This is a genomic window from Roseateles saccharophilus, from assembly GCF_031458095.1.
GTDB lineage: Bacteria > Pseudomonadota > Gammaproteobacteria > Burkholderiales > Burkholderiaceae_C > Pelomonas > Pelomonas saccharophila_A.
This window is the reverse complement of sequence record NZ_JAVDXU010000001.1, coordinates 626,840-646,025: the sequence shown is the minus strand read 5'-3', so window position 1 is coordinate 646,025 and position 19,186 is coordinate 626,840. Positions and strand designations below refer to the sequence as shown.

At 67.0% G+C, this 19,186-nt stretch carries 21 protein-coding genes, 1 tRNA gene and 1 pseudogene; 12 read left to right on the top strand and 11 right to left on the bottom strand.

The features are described from left to right. Positions 1–74: 74 nt before the first annotated feature. The 5 genes and pseudogenes from J2X20_RS02810 to J2X20_RS02790 form a co-directional block, all read right to left on the bottom strand. A pseudogene (locus J2X20_RS02810) lies at positions 75–227 on the bottom strand (DUF4982 domain-containing protein); the annotation flags it as partial. A gap of 120 nt (positions 228–347) precedes the next feature. Continuing rightward, positions 348–1,322 carry a pirin family protein gene (locus tag J2X20_RS02805; protein ID WP_310260537.1) on the bottom strand — a complete coding sequence of 325 codons (975 nt, stop codon included), beginning with the start codon at positions 1,320–1,322 and terminating at the stop codon, positions 348–350. A 45-nt stretch (positions 1,323–1,367) separates the two neighbouring features. Then, a complete protein-coding gene (locus J2X20_RS02800) occupies positions 1,368–1,955 on the bottom strand; it encodes an NADPH-dependent F420 reductase (protein ID WP_310260533.1) in 588 nt (195 codons plus the stop codon). A gap of 45 nt (positions 1,956–2,000) precedes the next feature. Further along, positions 2,001–2,609 carry an FMN-dependent NADH-azoreductase gene (locus J2X20_RS02795; RefSeq protein WP_310260530.1) on the bottom strand — a complete coding sequence of 203 codons (609 nt, stop codon included), beginning with the start codon at positions 2,607–2,609 and terminating at the stop codon, positions 2,001–2,003. Between the two features lie 43 nt (positions 2,610–2,652). Next, positions 2,653–3,231 carry a YceI family protein gene (locus J2X20_RS02790; RefSeq protein ID WP_310260527.1) on the bottom strand — a complete coding sequence of 193 codons (579 nt, stop codon included), beginning with the start codon at positions 3,229–3,231 and terminating at the stop codon, positions 2,653–2,655. Between the two features lie 181 nt (positions 3,232–3,412). Between J2X20_RS02790 and J2X20_RS02785 the strand changes: the two genes are divergently transcribed. Then, positions 3,413–4,330, top strand: coding sequence for a LysR family transcriptional regulator (locus J2X20_RS02785; protein ID WP_310260524.1), 918 nt, complete (start codon positions 3,413–3,415; stop codon positions 4,328–4,330). Between the two features lie 380 nt (positions 4,331–4,710). Here the strand turns inward: J2X20_RS02785 and J2X20_RS02780 are convergent. Further along, positions 4,711–4,786, bottom strand: a tRNA-Ala gene (locus tag J2X20_RS02780). Between the two features lie 51 nt (positions 4,787–4,837). Here J2X20_RS02780 and J2X20_RS02775 point away from each other — a divergent pair. From J2X20_RS02775 to J2X20_RS02760, 4 genes are all read left to right on the top strand, one after another. After that, entirely contained in the window at positions 4,838–5,728 is an 891-nt protein-coding gene (locus J2X20_RS02775) for an alpha/beta hydrolase (RefSeq protein ID WP_310260521.1), read from the top strand. 77 nt (positions 5,729–5,805) lie between these two features. Then, positions 5,806–6,225, top strand: coding sequence for a rubrerythrin family protein (locus J2X20_RS02770; RefSeq protein ID WP_310260518.1), 420 nt, complete (start codon positions 5,806–5,808; stop codon positions 6,223–6,225). A 74-nt stretch (positions 6,226–6,299) separates the two neighbouring features. After that, positions 6,300–7,652, top strand: a complete 1,353-nt coding sequence (locus tag J2X20_RS02765; protein ID WP_310260516.1) for a (Fe-S)-binding protein — start codon at positions 6,300–6,302, stop codon at positions 7,650–7,652. Next, positions 7,649–8,227, top strand: coding sequence for a DUF3501 family protein (locus tag J2X20_RS02760; RefSeq protein ID WP_310260514.1), 579 nt, complete (start codon positions 7,649–7,651; stop codon positions 8,225–8,227). The genes J2X20_RS02765 and J2X20_RS02760 overlap by 4 nt, the downstream gene beginning before the upstream one ends. A gap of 4 nt (positions 8,228–8,231) precedes the next feature. Here J2X20_RS02760 and J2X20_RS02755 read toward each other — a convergent pair whose 3' ends face one another. The 3 genes from J2X20_RS02755 to J2X20_RS02745 form a co-directional block, all read right to left on the bottom strand. Further along, on the bottom strand, positions 8,232–10,820 hold the full coding sequence (locus J2X20_RS02755) for a [protein-PII] uridylyltransferase (RefSeq protein ID WP_310260512.1): 2,589 nt from the start codon (positions 10,818–10,820) through the stop codon (positions 8,232–8,234). 3 nt (positions 10,821–10,823) lie between these two features. Continuing rightward, complete coding sequence (map, locus tag J2X20_RS02750) at positions 10,824–11,645, bottom strand: type I methionyl aminopeptidase (protein WP_310260510.1); 822 nt, start codon at positions 11,643–11,645, stop codon at positions 10,824–10,826. Positions 11,646–11,886: 241 nt separating this feature from the next. After that, the gene (locus J2X20_RS02745; RefSeq protein ID WP_310260508.1) at positions 11,887–12,711 is read right to left on the bottom strand and encodes an undecaprenyl-diphosphate phosphatase; all 825 of its coding nucleotides are present in this window, start codon (positions 12,709–12,711) and stop codon (positions 11,887–11,889) included. 121 nt (positions 12,712–12,832) lie between these two features. Here J2X20_RS02745 and J2X20_RS02740 point away from each other — a divergent pair, with 121 nt between their 5' ends. The 3 genes from J2X20_RS02740 (at position 12,833) to J2X20_RS02730 (ending at position 15,655) form a co-directional block, all read left to right on the top strand. Continuing rightward, the gene (locus J2X20_RS02740; protein ID WP_310260507.1) at positions 12,833–13,468 is read left to right on the top strand and encodes a TetR/AcrR family transcriptional regulator; all 636 of its coding nucleotides are present in this window, start codon (positions 12,833–12,835) and stop codon (positions 13,466–13,468) included. Positions 13,469–13,518: 50 nt separating this feature from the next. Further along, complete coding sequence (locus tag J2X20_RS02735) at positions 13,519–14,172, top strand: protein-L-isoaspartate O-methyltransferase family protein (RefSeq protein ID WP_310260503.1); 654 nt, start codon at positions 13,519–13,521, stop codon at positions 14,170–14,172. A gap of 136 nt (positions 14,173–14,308) precedes the next feature. Continuing rightward, positions 14,309–15,655, top strand: coding sequence for a TolC family outer membrane protein (locus J2X20_RS02730; RefSeq protein ID WP_310260500.1), 1,347 nt, complete (start codon positions 14,309–14,311; stop codon positions 15,653–15,655). A gap of 18 nt (positions 15,656–15,673) precedes the next feature. On the opposite strand, the gene J2X20_RS02725 is transcribed toward J2X20_RS02730, so the two are convergent. Beyond that, positions 15,674–16,180, bottom strand: a complete 507-nt coding sequence (locus J2X20_RS02725; RefSeq protein WP_310260497.1) for an Lrp/AsnC family transcriptional regulator — start codon at positions 16,178–16,180, stop codon at positions 15,674–15,676. 108 nt (positions 16,181–16,288) lie between these two features. On the opposite strand from J2X20_RS02725, the gene yedA reads away from it, so the two are divergent. Then, positions 16,289–17,191 carry a drug/metabolite exporter YedA gene (gene yedA, locus J2X20_RS02720; RefSeq protein WP_310260495.1) on the top strand — a complete coding sequence of 301 codons (903 nt, stop codon included), beginning with the start codon at positions 16,289–16,291 and terminating at the stop codon, positions 17,189–17,191. Here yedA and J2X20_RS02715 read toward each other — a convergent pair. Beyond that, positions 17,188–17,976, bottom strand: a complete 789-nt coding sequence (locus J2X20_RS02715) for an MBL fold metallo-hydrolase (RefSeq protein WP_310260493.1) — start codon at positions 17,974–17,976, stop codon at positions 17,188–17,190. The two genes, yedA and J2X20_RS02715, sit on opposite strands and share 4 nt — an antisense overlap. 55 nt (positions 17,977–18,031) lie before the next feature. On the opposite strand from J2X20_RS02715, the gene J2X20_RS02710 reads away from it, so the two are divergent. From J2X20_RS02710 to J2X20_RS02700, 3 genes are read left to right on the top strand one after another with little or no spacing between them, the layout of a single operon-like run. Further along, positions 18,032–18,355, top strand: coding sequence for an ArsR/SmtB family transcription factor (locus J2X20_RS02710; RefSeq protein ID WP_409034127.1), 324 nt, complete (start codon positions 18,032–18,034; stop codon positions 18,353–18,355). Next, positions 18,352–18,780: a YeeE/YedE family protein gene (locus tag J2X20_RS02705; RefSeq protein ID WP_310260487.1), complete on the top strand. Its 429-nt coding sequence runs from the start codon at positions 18,352–18,354 to the stop codon at positions 18,778–18,780. Before J2X20_RS02710 ends, J2X20_RS02705 begins: the two co-directional genes overlap by 4 nt. Then, a complete protein-coding gene (locus J2X20_RS02700) occupies positions 18,777–19,181 on the top strand; it encodes a DUF6691 family protein (protein ID WP_310260486.1) in 405 nt (134 codons plus the stop codon). Before J2X20_RS02705 ends, J2X20_RS02700 begins: the two co-directional genes overlap by 4 nt. The last annotated feature ends 5 nt before the right edge of the window (positions 19,182–19,186 follow it).

Sequence of the window (19,186 nt, the reverse complement as noted above, 5' to 3'; positions counted from 1 at the left end):
GGAAGGGCTCGAAGCTTGCCGTCGCGCCAGGCCTGCAGCCTCAGCTCGCCGGGCTCGTAGGCCACGTCGTCCCAGCGCAGCCGGTACTCGCCCGCAGTCTTGCTGCGCTTGCCCAGCGACCGGCCATTGAGGAGCAGTTCGGCCTCGTCGCCGCTGGTGAAGGCATGCACCGGCGTGACCTGGCCCACCCGTTCGGGCCAGGTCCAGTGCGGCAGCAGATGGGCCATGGGCAGCTCGGGCCGCCAGCGCGACTGGTAGAGCCAGAAGCGGTCCTTGGGAAAGGCGCTTCTGGCACCGACCGGCAGCTTCGCCCATGGGTGCAGTCGCTTGACCACGGTCCTCGAAAGTCAATCGGTTGAAGCGAACCTTCCCCGCTTCGAGCCATGGTTCGGGTCGTAGACGCCCCAAGACCAATCTCCAAACCGGGTGTGTCGGTAGTCTTCGTAGGCACGTCGGATTTCGTCTAGCGTGGTCATCACGAACGGCCCGTGCTGCACGACGGGTTCTTCAATCGGGCGGCCCTGGAGCAGCAGTACCTCGGCTTCCTTGGACCCATTTACCAGCTCGACCACGGCGGAGCAGTCGACCTCGATAGCAGAACGCGCGTCGACGCACACACCGTCGATGGTCAGCGTGGAGCCCTTGAAGAAGAGGAGCTGCCTGCGCGTGCCGCTACCCAAGGCAGCCGGCAGCTGCCACCTCGCACCCGGCGCCACCTTCAACGTCCACACGGCCAAGTCCGAACCAGGGTCTGACGCCCATGACCTTGAGGGCGGTGACGGCGGCTCTTGCATGTCCACTCCGTGCAAGGTGCCGACGATGCATGTGACGTCGACGCCGGCTTCAACATGCCTCGGGATGTCCTCGGCCCAGAACATCTTGAAGCTGGGCTCAGCCATCTTGTCGCGCGCCGGCAGGTTCAGCCATATCTGAAACAGCTCCAGCGTGTTCGGCTTGAGGGGGTCCAGCAAAGGGAACATCTCCGCATGCACGACACCACGCCCCGCAGTCAGCCACTGCACATCGCCCGCGGCATACCGGGCTGTGGCGCCCAGTGAGTCGGAGTGGTCGACGACGCCCTGGCGGACGATGGTGATGGTCTCGAAACCGCGATGCGGGTGGGCGGGGAAGCCTGGCACCGTCTGCCCGAAGTACATGCGCCAGGGCTTTCGGGCACCTGCTTCGGCAGGTGGTGGCTCAACCGGTCCCAAGTCGGCGTTCCCCGGTGGATAGTGGTCGAGGTGATAGGCGCAGACGAGAAACGGGTCGATGGTTTCCCAGGGGGTGCCGAGCCGGGCGACGCTGATGATGGAACGTGGCATGAACAATCCGAAGAGAGTAGTGGGCGAGCCACCCGTGGGCGGCAGTCAGCTCAGCTTGATGAGGTTCTGCAGGATCAGCGGCCCGCCCATACCGATCAGCAGCCCGCCCTCGTTCACCTTGCCCAGGGTGACCGGCGCGAAGCCCAGGTCTGCGACCAGCTTGGCCATCGCCGCCTCAGCGCCGGCGTCGTTGCTCGACACGAACATGACACGCCGACCGCCGTTGACCGCGGGGTCCTGCGCGAGCAGCTTGGCCGGCAGCTGGTTCAGCGTCTTGACCACCTGCGCGCCCGGGAAGGCGGCAGCCACCACGTCAGTGGAAGCCTGCCCCTTCAACTCTTCCGGCGAGATGCCGTAGGTGTTCATCGCGTCGACAACGACCTTGCCAGACCAGGTCGCGAGTGCGCCGCCGACGCTCGGGTGAGCGCGAAACGGAACAGCCAAGATGACAACATCTGCGGCGAGGGCATCTTGCAGCGTGACGGGGACAACGTTGCCGCCGAGTTCCGCGGCAAGGGGTGCGATGGACTCGGGGCCGCGCGTGTTGGCGATCCGGACGGTGATGCCGGTGCGGGCGAAGTGGCGGGCCAGGGCCGTGCCGACGTTGCCGGAACCGATGATGGAGTACGTCATGGTGATTCTTTCGATGGGGGTTGTGAGGTGCGGCGCGCTCGGCGCTCAGGCTGCAATGGCCTCGATGTCTTGCAAGGCCTTGGCGATGGCGGCGTCCTTGGCTTCCGGGCCGAACGCGATGCCTTCAGCGCGCACGACCTTCACGTCGGTCACGCCAAGGAAGGCCAGCAGTCCTGTGAGGTAGCTTTCCTGGTGCTCGAGGGCTGCAGCCGGGCTGCCGGCCGAGTACACGCCGCCGCGTGCTGACGCGATGAAGGCCTTCTTGCCCTTGAGCAGCCCTTGCGGCCCAGTCGCGGTGTACTGGAAAGTCTTGCCGGCCACGGCGACGCGGTCGATCCAGGCCTTGAGCGGCGTCGGAATCGACAGGTTGTACATGGGAGCGCCGATGACGAGGACGTCCGCCGCGAACAGCTCATCCATGTAGGCGTTGCCCTTGACCAGGTCGGCGTTGATGGTGACGTCGTCGCTGGTGGCGCCCATGCGCGCGGCCATGTGGGCGCCGGTGAGGTGCAAGGCGGGGTCGGCCGCCAGATCGCGATAGGTGACCAGGATGCCGGGGTGAAGCGCCTTTTGGCGAGCGACGATTTCAGCGGTCAGCTGGCGGCTGACGGACGCGGCGCCGAGCGCGCTGGAGTCAAGGTGGAGGAGTTTCATGAAGGGGCTCGAAGTGGGTGGGAGGAGTTGGTTCGCAGCGGGCTTACTGCTTGACGGCTTCGACCTGCACGGCGAGCTTCACGGTGTCGGGGATGCCGAAGTTGATGCCCCAGCCCATGCCCCACTGGCTGCGTTGAATCGTGGTCTCGAAGTCGCCGCCACAAACCTCGCGCTTGAGCATGGGGTTCGTGTAGCAGTTGAAGCTGGAGGCCTTCAGCACGACCGGCAGGGTCTTGCCCAGCAGCGTCAGTTGCCCCGCCACTTCGCTGACCTTGTCGCCGTTGAAGCTGAACGTGCTGGCGACGAACTTCGCCGTCGGGAACACAGCGGCGTTGAGGAAGTTGTCGCTCCGCAGGTGCTTGTCGAAAGCGGCCGTACCGGTGTCGATGGAGCCGGTCTCGAGCGTCAGTTCGACCTTCCCGGTCTTGGCTGCCTTGTCGAGTTGCACCGTGCCTTCCTTCTTGTCGAACCGACCGCGGTTGGTCGAGGTGCCGAAGTGGGTGACCTCGAAGGTCACGAAGGTGTGCGTGGGGTCGATGCTGTAGGTGGCGACTTCCGCGTGAGCGGTGCCGACGAGTGAGGTGGCGGCGGCCAGTGCGGCTGCGGTGAGGGTCTTGCGCATGGGACGTGTCCTTTGAGGGTGGCTTGCAGTAACTGGGGCGAAAACAGAGATGGATCCCTGCTACCTCCTATCCTTTGCAGCGATGGCTGCATGGGAACGAATGATGTAGACCTGCTTCAATTCTGAGAAGCCGGTATATTGAGATTCGATCCATCTGTTGAAGAGATGGAAGGAGTCTCAATTGCTCGACGGCGTTTCCCTGGACCAGCTCAGGACGTTCATCGCCGCGGTGGACGAGGGCAGCTTTTCCGCCGCCGCACGCAAGCTCAACCGCGTGCAGTCAGCGGTGAGCGGGTGGGTCAGCGGGTTGGAGGAGCAAATCGGCGTGGTGCTCTTCGACCGCTCAGGCCGGTTTCCGAAGCTCACCGCGGAGGGTGTGCTTCTGCTGGCCGACGCCCGCAACATCGTGTCTGGTGTGGACACGCTGAAGGCCCGAGCCAAGCTGATGGCGGCAGGCCAGGAAACCGAGCTCTCGGTGGTGGTCGACGTGTTCTTCCCCACTGCGCTCGTCAGCGCTGCCGCAAAGGCATTTGCGAGCCAATTCCCCCTGACGCCGTTGCGCCTGTTCGTGGAGGGCCTGGGAGCGGCTTACCAGCCCGTGCTGGATGGGCGGTGCAGTTTGGGCATTCTCTCGACCTTGCCTGCATTGACGTTCCCGTCGCTGGTGAGCGAGCGCTTGGGCGAATTGCCCCTGGTATCGGTCGCCGCCGCGAACCATCCGCTCGCGGCATGGGCAGATCGGATTCCCCGGAGCGAGCTGGCGAAGCACGTCCAGCTGGTGCTCACCGACCGATCAGACCTGATGGCAGGACGCGACTACGGCGTGGTGTCGCCGTCGACCTGGCGCCTAGCCGACCTGTCGACCAAGTACGCCTTCCTGAAGGACTGCGTCGGCTGGGGCGGCATGCCACTGCACATGGTCGAGAAGGACATCGCTGATGGCACCCTGGTTGTCCTCGATGTGGACGACATGCCGCGGACGGGCTTCATGTTGACCATGTCCGCGTATCACCCGGCTTCCGAACCGCCCGGGCCCGCGGGCAGGTGGTTCATTGACCACTTGAAGCGGTCCTGGGAGTACTTGCGGGAACTGCCCTGATGTCTCCGGCAGGACGGCTCATTCAGTGATACCCAGATGATGCTTGAGCGATCGGACGGTTGATTGCTGCTTCCGCTGCAGAGATGTCGGGGTGAGGTGCGTGTCGCGCACCCTCGCCGCTCGAGCGTGGTCGTTGCTGCCATGTCGACAGGTGACTCGACGACTGCCTCCTGTCCGGACCGTGAACCCGGCTATCCGAGAGGTTGCGCTCGTCTGGCCGATGGGCTGCGCAGTCACATGACGAGCGCTCGCAAAAGAAAACAGCCCCGGAAGGGGCTGTTTAACTTGGCGTATGCACGATTGCCAATAAACATTCGGACTGCAGTCACTGCAGAGCAATGCTTAAAGTCGCAGATGCGGGATCGCCTTGGATGATCGGGTGGTGGAGAGGAGGAGGATCGAACTCCCGACCTCCGCATTGCGAACGCGGCGCTCTCCCAGCTGAGCTACCCCCCCACACGGTCTACAAAGTATAGCCACGGGAAGTGGCTGCTATCGTCATCGCCCATGACGCCCCGCAAGTCGACGGCCTGGTTCGAGGCCCAGTACAACAACCGCCAGCGCGTGATCGACAGTGCCGACATCCTCGGCCGCTGGGCCCAGGCCTCCGCGCTGGTGCGCGAGCGCTCCAACTGCCAGCTGGACCTGCGCTACGGGGCCGATCCCAAGCAGACGCTGGACGTCTTCAAGCCCGATCAGACCTCGGGCGGCGGCTTCGCGCCGGTCCTCATCGTCATCCATGGCGGCTACTGGCGTTCACTGGACAAGTCGGACTACTCCTTCCTGGCAGCCAGCTTCACGGACGAAGGCGCCATCGTCGTCGTGCCCAACTACGACCTCTGCCCTGGCGTGAGCATCGAGCGCATCGCCATGCAGCTGACCGAGGCCGTGGCCTGGGCCTGGCGGCATGCGGCCGAGCATGGGGGCGACCCCAGCCGCATCGTGCTGCTCGGGCATTCCGCCGGTGGTCATCTGGCGGCGATGCTGAGCTGCTGCGACTGGAAGCGCGTCGGCCGGGACCTGCCGCGGCGCCTGGTGCAGGGCGCGATGTCGGTATCGGGCCTGCATGACCTGGAGCCGCTGTGCCAGGTGCCTTTCCTGCAGACCGACCTGAAGCTGGACGCGGCCCGCGTGCGCCGCTTGAGTCCGGTTCATTTCCCGCCGCCGCGCGCGCCGCAGACCCTGGTCGCCCTGGTGGGCGAGCAGGAGAGCGAGGAGTACCACCGCCAGAACCAGCTGATCCGGTCGGCCTGGGGAGCGCGAGCCGTGCCGGTTTGCGAGGCGCTGCCAGGCTGCAACCACTTCACCGTGCTGCACGATCTCGCCGACCCTCAGGGACGCTCTCACCAGCTTGCCCGCCAGCTGCTGGGCCTGCGTTGGTATAGCGGCCTGCTATGAGGTGGATTGAAGCTATCGATTGGTAGCCCGGCACCCCCGGGAGTAGCGTCGCCGTCTTCCCACTGAAGGAGACTGCGATGAGCTTGAAAGGATCCAAGACCGAGCAGAACCTGAAGGACGCCTTTGCCGGCGAATCCCAGGCCAACCGCCGCTACCTGTATTTCGCGAACAAGGCCGACATCGAAGGGCAGAACGATGTGGCGGCTCTGTTCCGCTCCACGGCCGAAGGCGAAACCGGCCATGCCCATGGCCATCTCGAATTCCTGGAAACCGTTGGCGACCCCGCCACCGGCCTGCCCATCGGCCCGACGCGCGACAACCTGAAGGCCGCCGTGGCCGGCGAGACCCACGAATACACCGACATGTACCCGGGCATGGCCAAGACGGCCCGCGACGAGGGCTTCGACGAGATCGCCGACTGGTTCGAGACCCTGGCCAAGGCCGAGCGCTCGCATGCCAATCGCTACCAGAAGGCGCTGGACGCGCTGGTGGATTAAGCAAGAAGCGGCCGTGTGATGCGGCCGCAGTCGTCTGCGCGCGCTGGCGTGCAGACGACTGCGCAGGAGACGCGATGAGCATGAGAGAAGGCAATCTCGAAGCGCCCACTCGACACGCCCTCGACTGGAAGAACCCCGAGTTCTACGACGAGGCCGCCTGCCTCCACGAGATGGAGCGCATCTTCGACATCTGCCACGGCTGCCGCCGTTGCGTGTCGCTGTGCCAGAGTTTCCCGACGCTGTTCGACCTCGTCGACGAAGGCAAGACGGGCGAGCTCGACGGTGTGGCCAAGCAGGATTTCTGGAAGGTCGTCGACCAGTGCTATCTCTGCGACCTCTGCTACATGACCAAGTGTCCCTATGTGCCGCCGCACCCGTGGAACCTGGACTTCCCCCACACCATGCTGCGCGCCAAGGCGATCAAGTTCCGCAAGGGGGAGGTGAAGGGCGGCGAGAAGTTCCTGGCCTCCACCGATGTGCATGGCCAGTTCGCCGGCATCCCCATCGTCGTGCAGGCCGTCAACGCGGTGAACCGCACGAAGTTCGCGCGCAAGCTGATGGACGCGCAGCTCGGCGTGCACCCCGACGCCTGGCTGCCCGAGCTGGCGTCCCAGCGCTTTCGCTGGAGCGCGCCCAAGGCGCTGTCGCATGTCGTCACCAACGGCGAGCGCACGCCCGGCAAGGTGGCCATCTTCTCGACCTGCTACGTCAACTACAACGAGCCCGGCATCGGCTTTGACCTGCTCAAGGTGCTGGAGCACAACGCCATTCCCTATGTCATCGTCGAGAAGGAGAAATGCTGCGGCATGCCCAAGCTGGAACTGGGCGACCTGGAGACGGTGGAGAAGCACAAGACGGCCAATATCGCGGCCCTGGCGCCCTATGCGCGCGACGGCTTTGCCATCCTGTCGGCCATCCCCAGTTGCACCCTGATGTTCAAGCAGGAGCTGCCGCTGATGTTCCCGGATGAGCCCGAAGTGGCCCTCGTGCAGGACGCGATGTGGGACCCCTTCGAATACCTCGTCGCCCGCCACAAGGACGGCCTGCTGAAGACCGACTTCAAGCAGGCCCTGGGCAAGGTCAGCTACCACATCCCCTGCCATGGCCGGGTGCAGAAGATAGGCCGCAAGACCGAGGAGATGTTCAAGCTCATCGGTCAGAGCGTCGAGGTCAGGCTCAACATCGTCGAGCGCTGTTCGGGCCATGCCGGCACCTATGGCGTGAAGACGCCCTACCACCCGGTGGCGATGAAGATCGGCAAGCCCGTCTTCAAGGCCATGGCCAAGGACGAGCCCGACGTCGTCGCCAGCGACTGCGCTCTGGCCAGCCATCACATCGCGCAAGGCATGGCCCAGGCCGGTACGCCAGCCAAGGCGGTGGCCCACCCGCTGACACTGCTGCGCACTGCCTACGGAATCGCACCATGACCATCACGCCAGACAGCCTGATGACGCTCGAGGCCTATGCCAAGTTCCGCAAGGTCGAAAAGGGCGCCATCGTTGCCCACCGCCGGCTGCGCAGCGTGCGGCTGGGCGAGCACCTGAATCTGCAGTTCGAGGACGAGCGCACCATCCGCTACCAGATCCAGGAGATGCTGCGCATCGAGAAGATCTTCGAAGAGGAGGGCATCCAGAGCGAGATCGACGCCTATCAGCCCCTCGTGCCCGATGGCGGCAACTGGAAGGCGACCATGCTGATCGAATACCCCGACCCCAACGAGCGCAAGCGCGAGCTGGCCCGCCTCATCGGCGTCGAGGACAGGCTCTTCGTCGAGGTGGAAGGCCAGCCGCGCGTCTATGCCATCGCCGACGAAGACCTCGACCGCGAGAACGAGGAGAAGACCTCGGCCGTGCACTTCGTGCGCTTCGAGCTGAACGCGGCCATGCGGCAGGCGGTGAAGGCCGGCGCCGGCGTCAAGCTGGGCTGCGACCACACCCATTACCCGGCCCATGTGCAGATTGCGCCGGAGACCCTGGCCAGCCTGGCCGCTGACCTGAAATAGCCGGCTAGGCCGGCAACGAGACCGCGTCCAGCAGTTCGCTCTCGATCTGCAACTGGGCCTTGTTGTGCTGCAGGGCCGGGCCGTCGACGAGGAAGGTGTCTTCCACGCGCTCGCCCAGCGTCGAGATCTTGGCCAGCTGCAGATTGATGCCGTGGCGCGCCAGCACGCGGGCGATGGCATAGAGCAGGCCGGCGCGGTCGCTGGTGGAGATGGTCAGCAGCCAGGCGGTGGCCTTTTCGTCCGGGCGCAGCGAGATGCGCGGCGTGTAGGGGAAGCTCTTGACGCGGCGCGACAGTCGGCCGCGCTTAGGCTCGGGCAGGGGGCCGCCGGCCTGCAGCACGCTGGCCAGCTTCTGCTCCACCATAGGCACGAGGTCGCGGTGGTGCACATCGGCCTCGGGGCGGATGACCTGGAAGGTGTCCAGCGCATAGCCTTTGCGTGTCGTGTGCACCTTGGCGTCGAGGATGCTGAAGCCGGCCGTGTCGAAATAGCCGCAGATGCGGGCGAACAGGTCGGGCTGGTCGGGCGAATAGACCAGCACCTGCAGGCCCTCACCGATGGGCGAGGGGCGGGCGCGCACGACGGGCACCTGGGTCTCGACGTGGCGCCACAGCGAGCGCGCATGCCAGGCCAGCTCGGCGCCGTCATGGCGCGCGAAATAGCTGATGGCCAGCGTCTTCCACAGCGGCTCCTCGGTGCCCGGCAGCTGGGAGTGCAGGGCCAGGTCCTGGCGTGCGTCGGCCTTGCGCGCCTCGATCTCGGCATCGAGGTTGATCTTGGCGCCGCCCAGGGCCCGCAGCGTGATGCGGTAGAGGTCCTCGAGCAGCTTGCCCTTCCAGGCATTCCAGACCTTGGGGCTGGTACCGCGGATGTCGGCCACGGTCAGCAGATACAGGGCCGTCAGGCGGCGCACGTCGCCGACCTTGGCGGCGAAGGCGGCGATGGTCTCGGGGGCGGCCAGGTCCTCCTTCTGCGCCACGCGCGACATCGTCAGGTGGTGCTCGACGAGGAAGACGCACATCGTCGTGTCCTCGGCGCTCAGCCCATGCTGGCGGCAGAAGCGCTTGACCTCGGTGGCGCCGAGCTCGGAGTGGTCGCCGCCGCGGCCCTTGGCCACGTCGTGGAAGAGGGCGGCGATATAGAGCAGCTCGGGCTGGTCGAACTGGGCCGCCAGCTGCGAGCAGAACGGGTACTCGTGGGCATGCTCGGGCACGAAGAAGCGCCTCACATTGCGCAGCACCATCAGGATGTGCTGGTCCACGGTGTAGACGTGGAAGAGGTCGTGCTGCATCTGCCCGACGATGGCGCGGAAGACCCACAGATAGCGCCCCAGCACCGAGGTCTGGTTCATCAGCCGGAAGGCATGCGTCTGCCCCTCGGGCGCGCGCAGCATGGCCATGAAGGTGGCACGGTTGACCGGGTCGCGCCGCCAGGCCGCATCCATCAAGCCGCGGGCGTTGTACAGGGCCCGCAGCGTGCGCGCCGACAGGCCCTTGATGCCCGGCGTCTGCTGGTAGATCAGGAAGGTGCGCAGGATGGCGTGGGGGTCGCGCTGGTAGAGGTCGTCGCTGGCCACTTCCAGCATGCGGCCGCGGTCGAGGAAGTCGGCATGGCCTTCCAGCGGGCGCACATGGTTCTGCTGGGAGCCGTTGATCTGCTCCTCCAGGTTCAGCAGCAGGATCTGGTGCAGCTGGGTGACGGCCTTGGCCGCCCAGTAATAGCGCCGCATCAGCACTTCGGAGGCGCGCTGGGCGCCGGTGCCCTCGAAGCCGAAGCTCTGGGCGACGGCGGTCTGCAGGTCGAAGACGAGGCGGTCTTCGCGCCGGCCGGCCACCGCATGCAGGCGGGCGCGGATCAGCCTCAATTGACCCTCGTTGCGCTGCAGCTGCTTGCTTTCGAACGGCGTGATGAGGCCGCGCTGAGCCAGGGCCTTCCAGGTCTTGCCCAGGCCCGCGGCACGGGCCAGCCAGATCAGCATCTGCAGGTCGCGCAGGCCACCGGGGCTTTCCTTGCAGTTGGGCTCCAGCGCATAGGGCGTGTCGTCGAACTTGGTGTGGCGCTGCACCGTCTCCAGCGTCTTGGCGCGGAAGAAGGCCTTGGGGTCCATGGCCTGCATGAAGCGCTTGTGCATCAGCCGGAACAGCTTGGCGTCGCCAGCCAGCGGGCGGGCTTCGAGCAAGGCGGTCTGGATGGTCACGTCACCCTGCGACTCGGTGAGGCATTCGCCCAGCGTCCGCACCGAGGAGCCGATCTCCAGGCCGACGTCCCAGCAAGACGTGATGAAGCCCTCGATGGCCGATTTGGCCGCGCCGGGCTGGTAGGCCTCGACACCGTCGGGCAGCAGCACCAGCACGTCGACGTCGGAATGAGGAAACAGCTCGCCGCGGCCATAGCCGCCGACGGCCGCGAGGCAGGCGCCGGCGGGCATGCCCGCGGCGTCCCACAGCGAGCGCAGCGTGTCGTCAACATGGCGGGCCAGGCGGCGCAGCAGGGTCTGGGCGCCGGCCTGGGTGGGCCGGGCGGCCAGGAAGCCGTCGATCAGCGTCTGCTTGCCCGCCTTGAACTGCTGGCGGAGCTCGGCAAGGGTCGCCACGGCTTAGGCGGTGGCCGCAGCGGCCTGCGTGATGAAGGCCGGCGGCGGCGGGCTGCCCGCCGACAGCGTCATGACCTCATAGCCCGTGTCGGTGACGAGGATGGTGTGCTCCCACTGGGCGGAGAGGGACCTGTCCTTGGTCGCAATGGTCCAGCCGTCGCCCATTTCCTTGATTTCGCGGCGGCCGGCGTTGATCATGGGTTCGATGGTGAACATCATGCCGGGCACCAGCTCCTCCAGCGTGCCGGGGCGGCCGTAGTGCAGCACCTGCGGTTCCTCGTGGAAGACCTGGCCGATGCCGTGGCCGCAGAACTCGCGCACGATGGAAAAGCCCGCGTTCTCGGCAAAGGTCTGGATGGCGTGGCCGATATCGCCCAGGCGCGCGCCCGGCCTGACCTTGGCGATGCCTTTCCACATGGCTTCATAGGTGAAGGCGCACAGCCGCTTGGCGGCGATGGAGCCGTCGCCGACGACGAACATGCGGCTGGTGTCGCCGTGCCAGCCGTCCTTGATGACGGTGACGTCGATGTTGACGATGTCGCCGTTCTTCAGCGCCTTGTCGTTCGGGATGCCGTGGCAGACCACCTGGTTGACCGAGGTGCAGATGGACTTGGGGTAGGGGATATAGCCCGGCGGGCAGTAGTTCAGCGGGGCGGGGATGCCTTGCTGCACGTTGACGATGAAGTCGTGAGCCAGCTTGTCCAGCTCATTGGTCGTGACGCCCGGCTTGACATGCGGCGTCAGCATGTCCAGGACTTCGGACGCCAGGCGCCCGGCGATGCGCATGCCTTCGACATCGGCAGCGGTCTTGATCGTGATGGCCATCGTGAAATTATCTCAGTTGCGGGCCGAGCGCCGGGCCGCTCCCAAGCCGGCCCGCCTTGGGCGATGTGCTTGCCGGTCGAACCGGCAAGCATCGTCGTCCCCGCGGGGGCTGAGGCCGGACACATGGCGCCCAGTGGGCGGCATGTGCCTGCCGAAGAGCTGCGGCACTGCCGCAGCGCGGTCTGCAAGACCGACCAGACTCGCTCGCGTTCAGCGACGCATGGCTGGGCGAGGGGCGGCCTCAGTCGGCCCAGACCACCGTGCCCGTAAGCCATGTGGCCAGCACGACGATGCCGAAGGCGATGCGATACCAGGCGAAGGGCACGAAGTTGTGGCTGGACACATAGCGCAGCAGCCAGCGCACGCAGGCCCAGGCGGCCAGGAAGCTGACGACGAAGCCGACGCCGAACATCGGCAGGTCGGCGACGGACAGGGCATGGCGCTCCTTCCACAGGCTGTAGCCACCGGCCGAGATCAGCGTCGGGATGGCGAGGAAGAAGGAGAAGTCGGTGGCCGCCTTGCGCGACAGGCCCAGCAGCATGCCGCCGATGATGGTGGCGCCCGAGCGGCTGGTGCCGGGGATCATGCCCAGGCATTGGACGAGGCCCACCTTCAATGCGTCCAGCGGCGTCATGTCGTCCACGGTCTGCACACGGGCCACCGGCTGGGCGCGCCTTTCCGCCCACAGGATGATCAGCGCACCGACGATGAAGGCGCCGGCCACGACGGGCGCGTTGAAGAGATGGGCCTTGATGGCCTTGTAGACCGTCAGGCCGACAATGCCGGCCGGCAGGAAGCCCAGGGCGATGTTCAGCACGAAGCGCTGCTGCTTGGCGCTGCTGGTGATGCCGGCCAGGGCCTCGCGGATGCGCGCCCAGTAGACGATGAGGACGGCCAGGATGGCGCCGCTCTGGATGGCGATGTCGAAGACCTTGGACTTGGCGTCCGTCATGCCGAGCAGGCTGCCGGTCAGGATCAGATGGCCGGTGGACGAGACGGGCAGGAACTCGGTCAGCCCCTCGACGATGCCCATGATGGCGGCTTTGATCAGCAGGATGACATCCACGTAAACGGCTCCGGACAACAGCAAAAGGCGGCGCAGTGTAGCCAGCGGCCAAGACGCGTCCTTGCGGGCGGCTGGCCGCCGCGGCTACATTACTGACTCTCCGGTCATTAACTCCGCCGTCTTGGCCACTGCCACTCCCCGTCAACGCCGCAAGGACGCCCGCCCCCAGGAGCTGCTGGACGCCGCGCTGCAGCTTTTTGTCGAGAAAGGCTTTGCCGCCACCCGCAGCGAGGAGATCGCCGCGCGCGCCGGCGTGGCCAAGGGCACGCTCTACCGCTACTACCCGAGCAAGGATGAGCTCTTCAAGGCCATGGTGCGCGACAACCTGTCGGTGCACATCGCCGAGTCCGCCGCCCAGGCGGCGCAATACGAAGGCTCCATCGCCGAGTTGCTGAGCCAGATGATGCAGGCCTGGTGGGCCAAGGTCGGCCATGGCAATGCCGGCGTCGTCTGCAAAATCATGATGGTGGAGGCGCGCAACTTCCCCGAGCTGGCGCGCTTCTATGTGGAGGAGGTCATCCGGCCTTCCCAGGCGCTGATCGGCGGCCTCATCGAACGCGGCATCCGCACCGGGGAATTCCGTGCCGTGCCCGTCGAGGCCACGGTCCACATGCTGATCGCGCCCATGCTGCACATGCTGCTGCACGAGCACTCCTTTGGCGAGCACGACATCTGCCACCAGACCATGGCCGCCGAGGAGCTGCTGGACGCCCAGATGGCGCTGCTGCTGCACGGACTGCTGGCCAACCCGGCCTGACCTCTAGAATTTTGCTTTTTGCTGCCGTCGACCGCGCCCCGGAGAACAAGATGAATCTCGAACAAGTCCGCTTCAACATGATCGAGCAGCAGATCCGCCCCTGGGACGTGCTCGATCCCAGCGTGCTGGAGCTGCTGCGCGTCGTCCACCGCGAGGATTTCGTCCCCGAGGCCCACAAAGCCCAGGCCTTCGTCGACACCGAGCTGCCGCTGACGGCCACGCGCCGCATGCTGGCGCCCAAGGTCGAGGCCCGCCTGCTGCAGGAGCTCAAGGTGCAGCGCCACGAGAAGGTGCTGGAGATCGGCGCCGCGACCGGCCACCTGGCGGCGCTGCTGGGCCACAAGGCCCAGCGCGTCATCGCGCTGGAAGCCGACGCGGGCCTGGCCGCCGCGGCCGCGGCCAACCTCAAGCGTGCCGGCGTGCTCAACGCCACCGTGCTGAACCAGGACGGCGCCGCTGGCTTGGCCGCCGAGGAGCCCTTCGACGTCATCCTGCTGTCCGGTTCGGTCGCGTCCGTGCCGCAGGTGCTGCTGAACCAGCTCAAGGTCGGTGGCCGCCTGGCGGCCATCGTCGGTGCCGAGCCGGTCATGCGCGCCGTGCTGGTCACGCGCACCGGCGCCAGCGATTTCCGCACCGTGGAGATGTTCGACACGGTGGCCGGCCGCCTGCCCGGTTTTGCCGAAGCGCCAGCCTTCTCATTCTGATCTCGATGCAGTTTGTCGCCATAAAACGCCGCTTGCCCCCGTTTGGGCGCAGGTCGTCACATGGCTTGTGTCATCGGCGGGCTTTGCCTCTATAAACCCGGCCGCGCTCACTACATTGCTCCAGTCAAGGAATCCCATGCCCTTCGTCACCGCCTACCGCCTGACCCTGCAACCGCTGGCCCTCGCCGCCAGCCTCCTGCTCGCCGGCGCGGCCCAGGCCCAGAGCCTGCAGGAGCTCTATGACGCGGCTAGGGGCTATGACGCGACCTATCTGGCAACCCGCAACAGCGCCGATGCCGCGGCCGCGCGTGCCGCCCAGGCCGAGGCCCTGATCCGCCCGACGCTGGGCCTGCAGGCCGGTGGCACCTATGCGCGTACCGATCCGCCGTCGCAGAGCGCCTTCAACACGCGAACGCTGCAGGCCGGCCTGACGGGCAAGTACTCGGTCTACAACGCCAGCAACATCCCGACCATCGACAAGGCCCGCCGCGCCTACGCCCTGGCCCAGGCCGACCTGGAAGCCGCCGAGCAGGACCTGATCGTGCGCCTGGCGACGGCTTATTTCGATGTGCTGGCCGCCAAGGACGCGCTGACCACCTCGCGCGCCAACAAGACCGGCATCGCCGAGCAACTGGCCTCCGCCAAGCGCAATTTCGAGGTCGGCACCGCCACCATCACCGACACGCGTGAAGCCCAGGCCCGCTACGACCTCGCCGTGGCCCAGGAACTGGCCGCCGACAACGACCTGCGCGTCAAGCGCGTGACCCTGGACCAGTTCGTCGGCCGCGTCGGCGTCGAGCCCAAGGGCCTGGCCGTGCCGGTCGCCCTGCCGGCCCTGCCCAGCGACAACGTCGACACCTGGGTCGCCACCGCCGACGACCAGCACCCCGGCGTGCGCCGCGCGCGCCTGGGCCTGGAGATGGCCCAGCTGGACACGCAGATCGCCCGCGCCGGCGAGAAGCCGACGCTGGATGCCAACGCCACGCTGGGCGGCACCAATACCCACACCAGCCCCGCCATCGTTGCGGCCCAGCAGGGCAGCGCCGGCACGGGCAAGAACGCCAGCGTGGGCCTGACGCTGACCTATCCGCTCTACACCGGTGGCCTGACCCAGAACAAGATCAAGGAAACGCTGGTGCTGGAAGAGAAGGCCCGCAACGACCTCGACTTCGCGCGCCGCAGCGTCGCCGAGGGCACGCGCCGCGCCTTCTTCGGCGTGCAATCGCAAAAGGCCCAGGTCAGCGCCTACGAGGCCGCCGAGTCGTCCACCAAGCTGGCCCTGGAAGCCACACAGCTCGGCTACAAGGTCGGCGTGCGCGTCAACCTGGACGTGCTGAACGCCCAGACCCAGCTCTACACGACCCAGCGCGACCTGGCCAAGGCGCGCTACGACGTCGTCGTCAACAGCCTCAAGCTGCGCCAGGCCTCGGGCCAGCTGCGCCCCGAGGATGTGGCGGCTGCCAACGCCCTGCTGGCCAAGTAAGCCGCTGCGCGGCCGCGATCAAGCCCCGCTGCGGCGGGGCTTTTTCTTTTCCGGCTCCGCAGTTGCTGGTTCCACATCCGTCGTCGGCAGCGGTTTGATCGGAGCATGCTCGCGGATGGCATTCAGGATGATGGCCGTCGACGTCGGCACCTGCTGGCAAAAGCGCGACAGCGTTGCCCTCAGATGGGCCACGTCGCGCACGGCGATCTCCAGGATCCAGCTGTCCTCGCCGGTCACGCCATAGGCCGTCACGACCTCGGGGCTGGCTTCGAGGGCCCGCATCAGCAGGTCCTCGTCGAGATTGCCGATGCGGATGATGGAGCGGATGCCATAGCCCAGCTTGCTCGCGTCGACGACGGCGCGGTAGCCGCGGATGACGCCGCCGTCTTCCAGCTTGCGCACCCTCTCCGTCACGGCGGGCTGGCTCAGGTGCACGCGCCGGCCCAGCTCGGCCATGGTGAGGCGGGCGTCGGCCTGCAGTTCGGCAAGGATGCGATGGTCATGCTGATCAAGGTCGATGGCCATGAAAGTCTCCGGAATCCGGCTTCAAGTTCTTCAATCCTAAGGTCAACACTGCAATGAACCTTGAGGTGCCCATGTTACGAAGGGGCCGGAATTTCTACGATGCCGGCCATGAACACGACCACGCTGCCGCTCAAGACCGCCGCCGGCTTGTCGCCCAAGTTGATGCTCTGCCTGGCCGCCACCTGGCTGGTCTGGGGCTCGACCTATCTGGCCATCAAGTACGCGCTGATCAGCCTGCCGCCCTTCTTTCAGATGGGCAGCCGCTTCCTGGTGGCCGGCGCCCTGCTGGCCGTCTGGATGCGCTGGCGCGGCGCGCCCTGGCCCAGCCGCCGGCAGTGGCTGCACGCCCTGGTCATCGGCGGGCTGATGCTGGGCGGCGGCATGGGCGGCACGGCCACGGCCGAGCAGACGGTGGGTTCGGGCCTGGTCGTGGCCTTCATCGCCGTCATGCCGCTGATGATTGCCGGCCTCAATCTGCTGTGGGGCGAGAAGCCGACGCGGCTGGAATCGGCAGGCATTGCCCTGGGTCTCGTCGGCGTGCTGCTGCTGACCCAGGGCCAGGGTTTCGGGGCCTCGCCCATGGGCCTGGTGGCCATCAGCGTCGCCTGCGCGAGCTGGGCGGTGGGCAGCGTGCTGTCGCAGCGGGTCTGGCCGCTGGCGCCGGGCGCCATGGGCTTTGCCAGCGAGATGCTGGCCGGCGGCGCCGTGCTGATGGGGCTGAGCCTTTTCAGCGGCGAGACCTTGCCCGAGCGCATCGAGCCGCAGGCGCTGTGGGCCTGGGCCTATCTCGTCGTGTTCGGCTCCCTGATCGCCTTCAACGCCTATATGGTGCTGCTGGCCGAGGCTTCGGCCGGGCTGGCATCGAGCTATTCCTTCGTCAACCCCGTCATCGCCATGCTGCTCGGCGTCACGCTGGCGGGTGAGCAGATCAGCAGCCACGAGTGGCTGGCTGCCGGCATCGTGCTGCTGGGCGTGGTGCTGTTGCTTCTCGGGCGAAGCCGGGGCCGTTAACCGCCGCCGCGGATATTGGCCTGCAGGGACGGGGCCATCAGCCGCGGCGCGGCCAGCGTCGCGTCGCGCGCCTGACGCATGGCGACGAATTCGGACTCGCTGATGCCGTCGTGGGCATGGATGTTGGCGGCACGCTGTTCGGCCACGCTGGTCTGCCAGCGCGGCTCGCGGCCGGGCGGGTAATCATGGCAGACGAACAGGCGGGTCGCCGGCGGCAGGTCCAGCAGCCGCCTGATGGAGCGGTAGAGCACGACCGCGTCGCCGCCGGGAAAGTCGGCGCGGGCGCTGCCAACGTCGGGCATGAAGAGGGTGTCGCCGATGAAGACGGCGTCCTCGATCTGGTAGGCCAGGTCGGCCGGCGTGTGGCCGGGGGTGAGCAGGGCGATCGCCTGGATGCTGCCGATGCGGAATGACTCGCCGTCGCGCAGCAGGCGATCGAAGCCATCGTCCTGCGAGGACCAGCCGCGCAGCCGGGTCAGGGTGGCCTGCACCTCGCGGATGTGCTCGCCGATGGCGATCTGGCCGCCGGCCTCGCGCCGCAGATAGCGCGCGGCCGAGACATGGTCGGCATGCACATGGGTCTCCAGGATCCATTGCAGCGTCAGCCCTTGCTCGCGCAGCCAGGCCAGCAGCCGGTCGGCGCTGGCCGTGCCGGTCTGGCCGCTGGCGAGGTCATGGTCCAGCACCGGGTCGATGACGGCCGCCTGCCGCGTGGCCGGGTCGTGCACGACATAGCTGACCGTGCCGGTGACGGGCTCGTGGAAACCTTGGATGGCGACAGGCATGGGAAGGGCCGGCGATGGAGAGGGTTTCATTATATCGATTGATATAATGTTGACCATGCCGAGAACGCCCACCCTCGATGCCCAGACCTTGCGCCAGGCCGCCGGCGAGGCCGTGGCTGCCCTGAAGGCCCTGGGCAACCCCGAGCGCCTGCTGCTGCTGTGCCAGATGTCCCAGGGCGAGACCAGCGTGGCCGATCTGGAGGCCCGGCTCGACATCCACCAGCCGACGTTGTCGCAGCAACTTGGGGTGCTGCGCCGCGAGGGCCTGGTGGCCACGCGGCGCGAGGGCAGGAACGTTCTCTACAGCGTGGCCGATCCGCGCCTGCTGGCCCTGCTGCACACCCTCTACATGCAATATTGCCCGAAGGAGGACGCATGAGCGTCGACTGGCATGCCTTCACGCCGTGGCCAGCCCTGGCAGGCGGCCTGCTCATCGGCCTGGGGGCGGCCCTGCTCATCCGCTTCGCCGGCCGCATCGCAGGCATCAGCGGCATCGTCGGCGGGCTGCTGCGGCCGATGGCCGGCGATCGTGCCTGGCGCCTGGCCTTCCTGGCCGGGTTGCTGGCGTCGCCATGGGTTTACGCGCTGGTCGCGGGGATGCCGCGGCCGCGCATTGACACCGGCTGGAGCCTGCTGTTGGTGGCCGGTCTGCTGGTCGGCATCGGCACCCGGTATGGCGCGGGCTGCACCAGTGGCCATGGCGTGTGTGGCCTGTCCAGACTGTCGCCCCGCTCGGCGGTCGCGACGGCGGTGTTCATGACGGCCGGGTTCGCGACCGTCTTCGTGCTGAGGCATCTGCTGTGAAGAGGGGGCTGATTGCCGCGTTCGCGGGCCTGGTGTTCGGCCTGGGGCTGATCGTGTCGGGCATGGTGTTCCCGGCCAAGGTGCTGGGCTTTCTGGACCTTGCAGGCGGCTGGGATTCTTCGCTGGCCTTGGTCATGGCGGGCGCAATTGCGGTGGGGCTGCCGGCCTTTGCCTGGGCGCGCCGGGCCAAGGTCAAACTGCCGGACTCGACCCGCATCGACCGACGCCTCGTCGGTGGCAGCCTGCTGTTCGGCATCGGCTGGGGCCTGGCCGGCCTGTGCCCCGGTCCGGCCCTGGTCGTGCTGGGCCTGGGCGACGCCAAGGCACTCGGCTTCGTCGCCGCGATGCTGGCCGGCATGGGCCTGTTCGAGCTGCTGGAGCGCCGCGCGAGGCCGCGTTGAGCTGC

What these genes read in the sequence shown, in the direction of transcription:
- J2X20_RS02735 (WP_310260503.1), top strand. Translation starts at nt 13,519, where the DNA reads ATGAATCTCGAACAAGTCCGCTTCAACATGATCGAGCAGCAGATCCGC.
- J2X20_RS02800 (WP_310260533.1), bottom strand. Translation starts at nt 1,955, where the DNA reads ATGACGTACTCCATCATCGGTTCCGGCAACGTCGGCACGGCCCTGGCC.
- J2X20_RS02760 (WP_310260514.1), top strand. Translation starts at nt 7,649, where the DNA reads ATGACCATCACGCCAGACAGCCTGATGACGCTCGAGGCCTATGCCAAG.
- J2X20_RS02715 (WP_310260493.1), bottom strand. Translation starts at nt 17,976, where the DNA reads ATGCCTGTCGCCATCCAAGGTTTCCACGAGCCCGTCACCGGCACGGTC.
- map (WP_310260510.1), bottom strand. Translation starts at nt 11,645, where the DNA reads ATGGCCATCACGATCAAGACCGCTGCCGATGTCGAAGGCATGCGCATC.
- J2X20_RS02730 (WP_310260500.1), top strand. Translation starts at nt 14,309, where the DNA reads ATGCCCTTCGTCACCGCCTACCGCCTGACCCTGCAACCGCTGGCCCTC.
- yedA (WP_310260495.1), top strand. Translation starts at nt 16,289, where the DNA reads ATGAACACGACCACGCTGCCGCTCAAGACCGCCGCCGGCTTGTCGCCC.
- J2X20_RS02710 (WP_409034127.1), top strand. Translation starts at nt 18,032, where the DNA reads ATGCCGAGAACGCCCACCCTCGATGCCCAGACCTTGCGCCAGGCCGCC.
- J2X20_RS02795 (WP_310260530.1), bottom strand. Translation starts at nt 2,609, where the DNA reads ATGAAACTCCTCCACCTTGACTCCAGCGCGCTCGGCGCCGCGTCCGTC.
- J2X20_RS02725 (WP_310260497.1), bottom strand. Translation starts at nt 16,180, where the DNA reads ATGGCCATCGACCTTGATCAGCATGACCATCGCATCCTTGCCGAACTG.
- J2X20_RS02770 (WP_310260518.1), top strand. Translation starts at nt 5,806, where the DNA reads ATGAGCTTGAAAGGATCCAAGACCGAGCAGAACCTGAAGGACGCCTTT.
- J2X20_RS02790 (WP_310260527.1), bottom strand. Translation starts at nt 3,231, where the DNA reads ATGCGCAAGACCCTCACCGCAGCCGCACTGGCCGCCGCCACCTCACTC.
- J2X20_RS02705 (WP_310260487.1), top strand. Translation starts at nt 18,352, where the DNA reads ATGAGCGTCGACTGGCATGCCTTCACGCCGTGGCCAGCCCTGGCAGGC.
- J2X20_RS02805 (WP_310260537.1), bottom strand. Translation starts at nt 1,322, where the DNA reads ATGCCACGTTCCATCATCAGCGTCGCCCGGCTCGGCACCCCCTGGGAA.
- J2X20_RS02775 (WP_310260521.1), top strand. Translation starts at nt 4,838, where the DNA reads ATGACGCCCCGCAAGTCGACGGCCTGGTTCGAGGCCCAGTACAACAAC.
- J2X20_RS02765 (WP_310260516.1), top strand. Translation starts at nt 6,300, where the DNA reads ATGAGCATGAGAGAAGGCAATCTCGAAGCGCCCACTCGACACGCCCTC.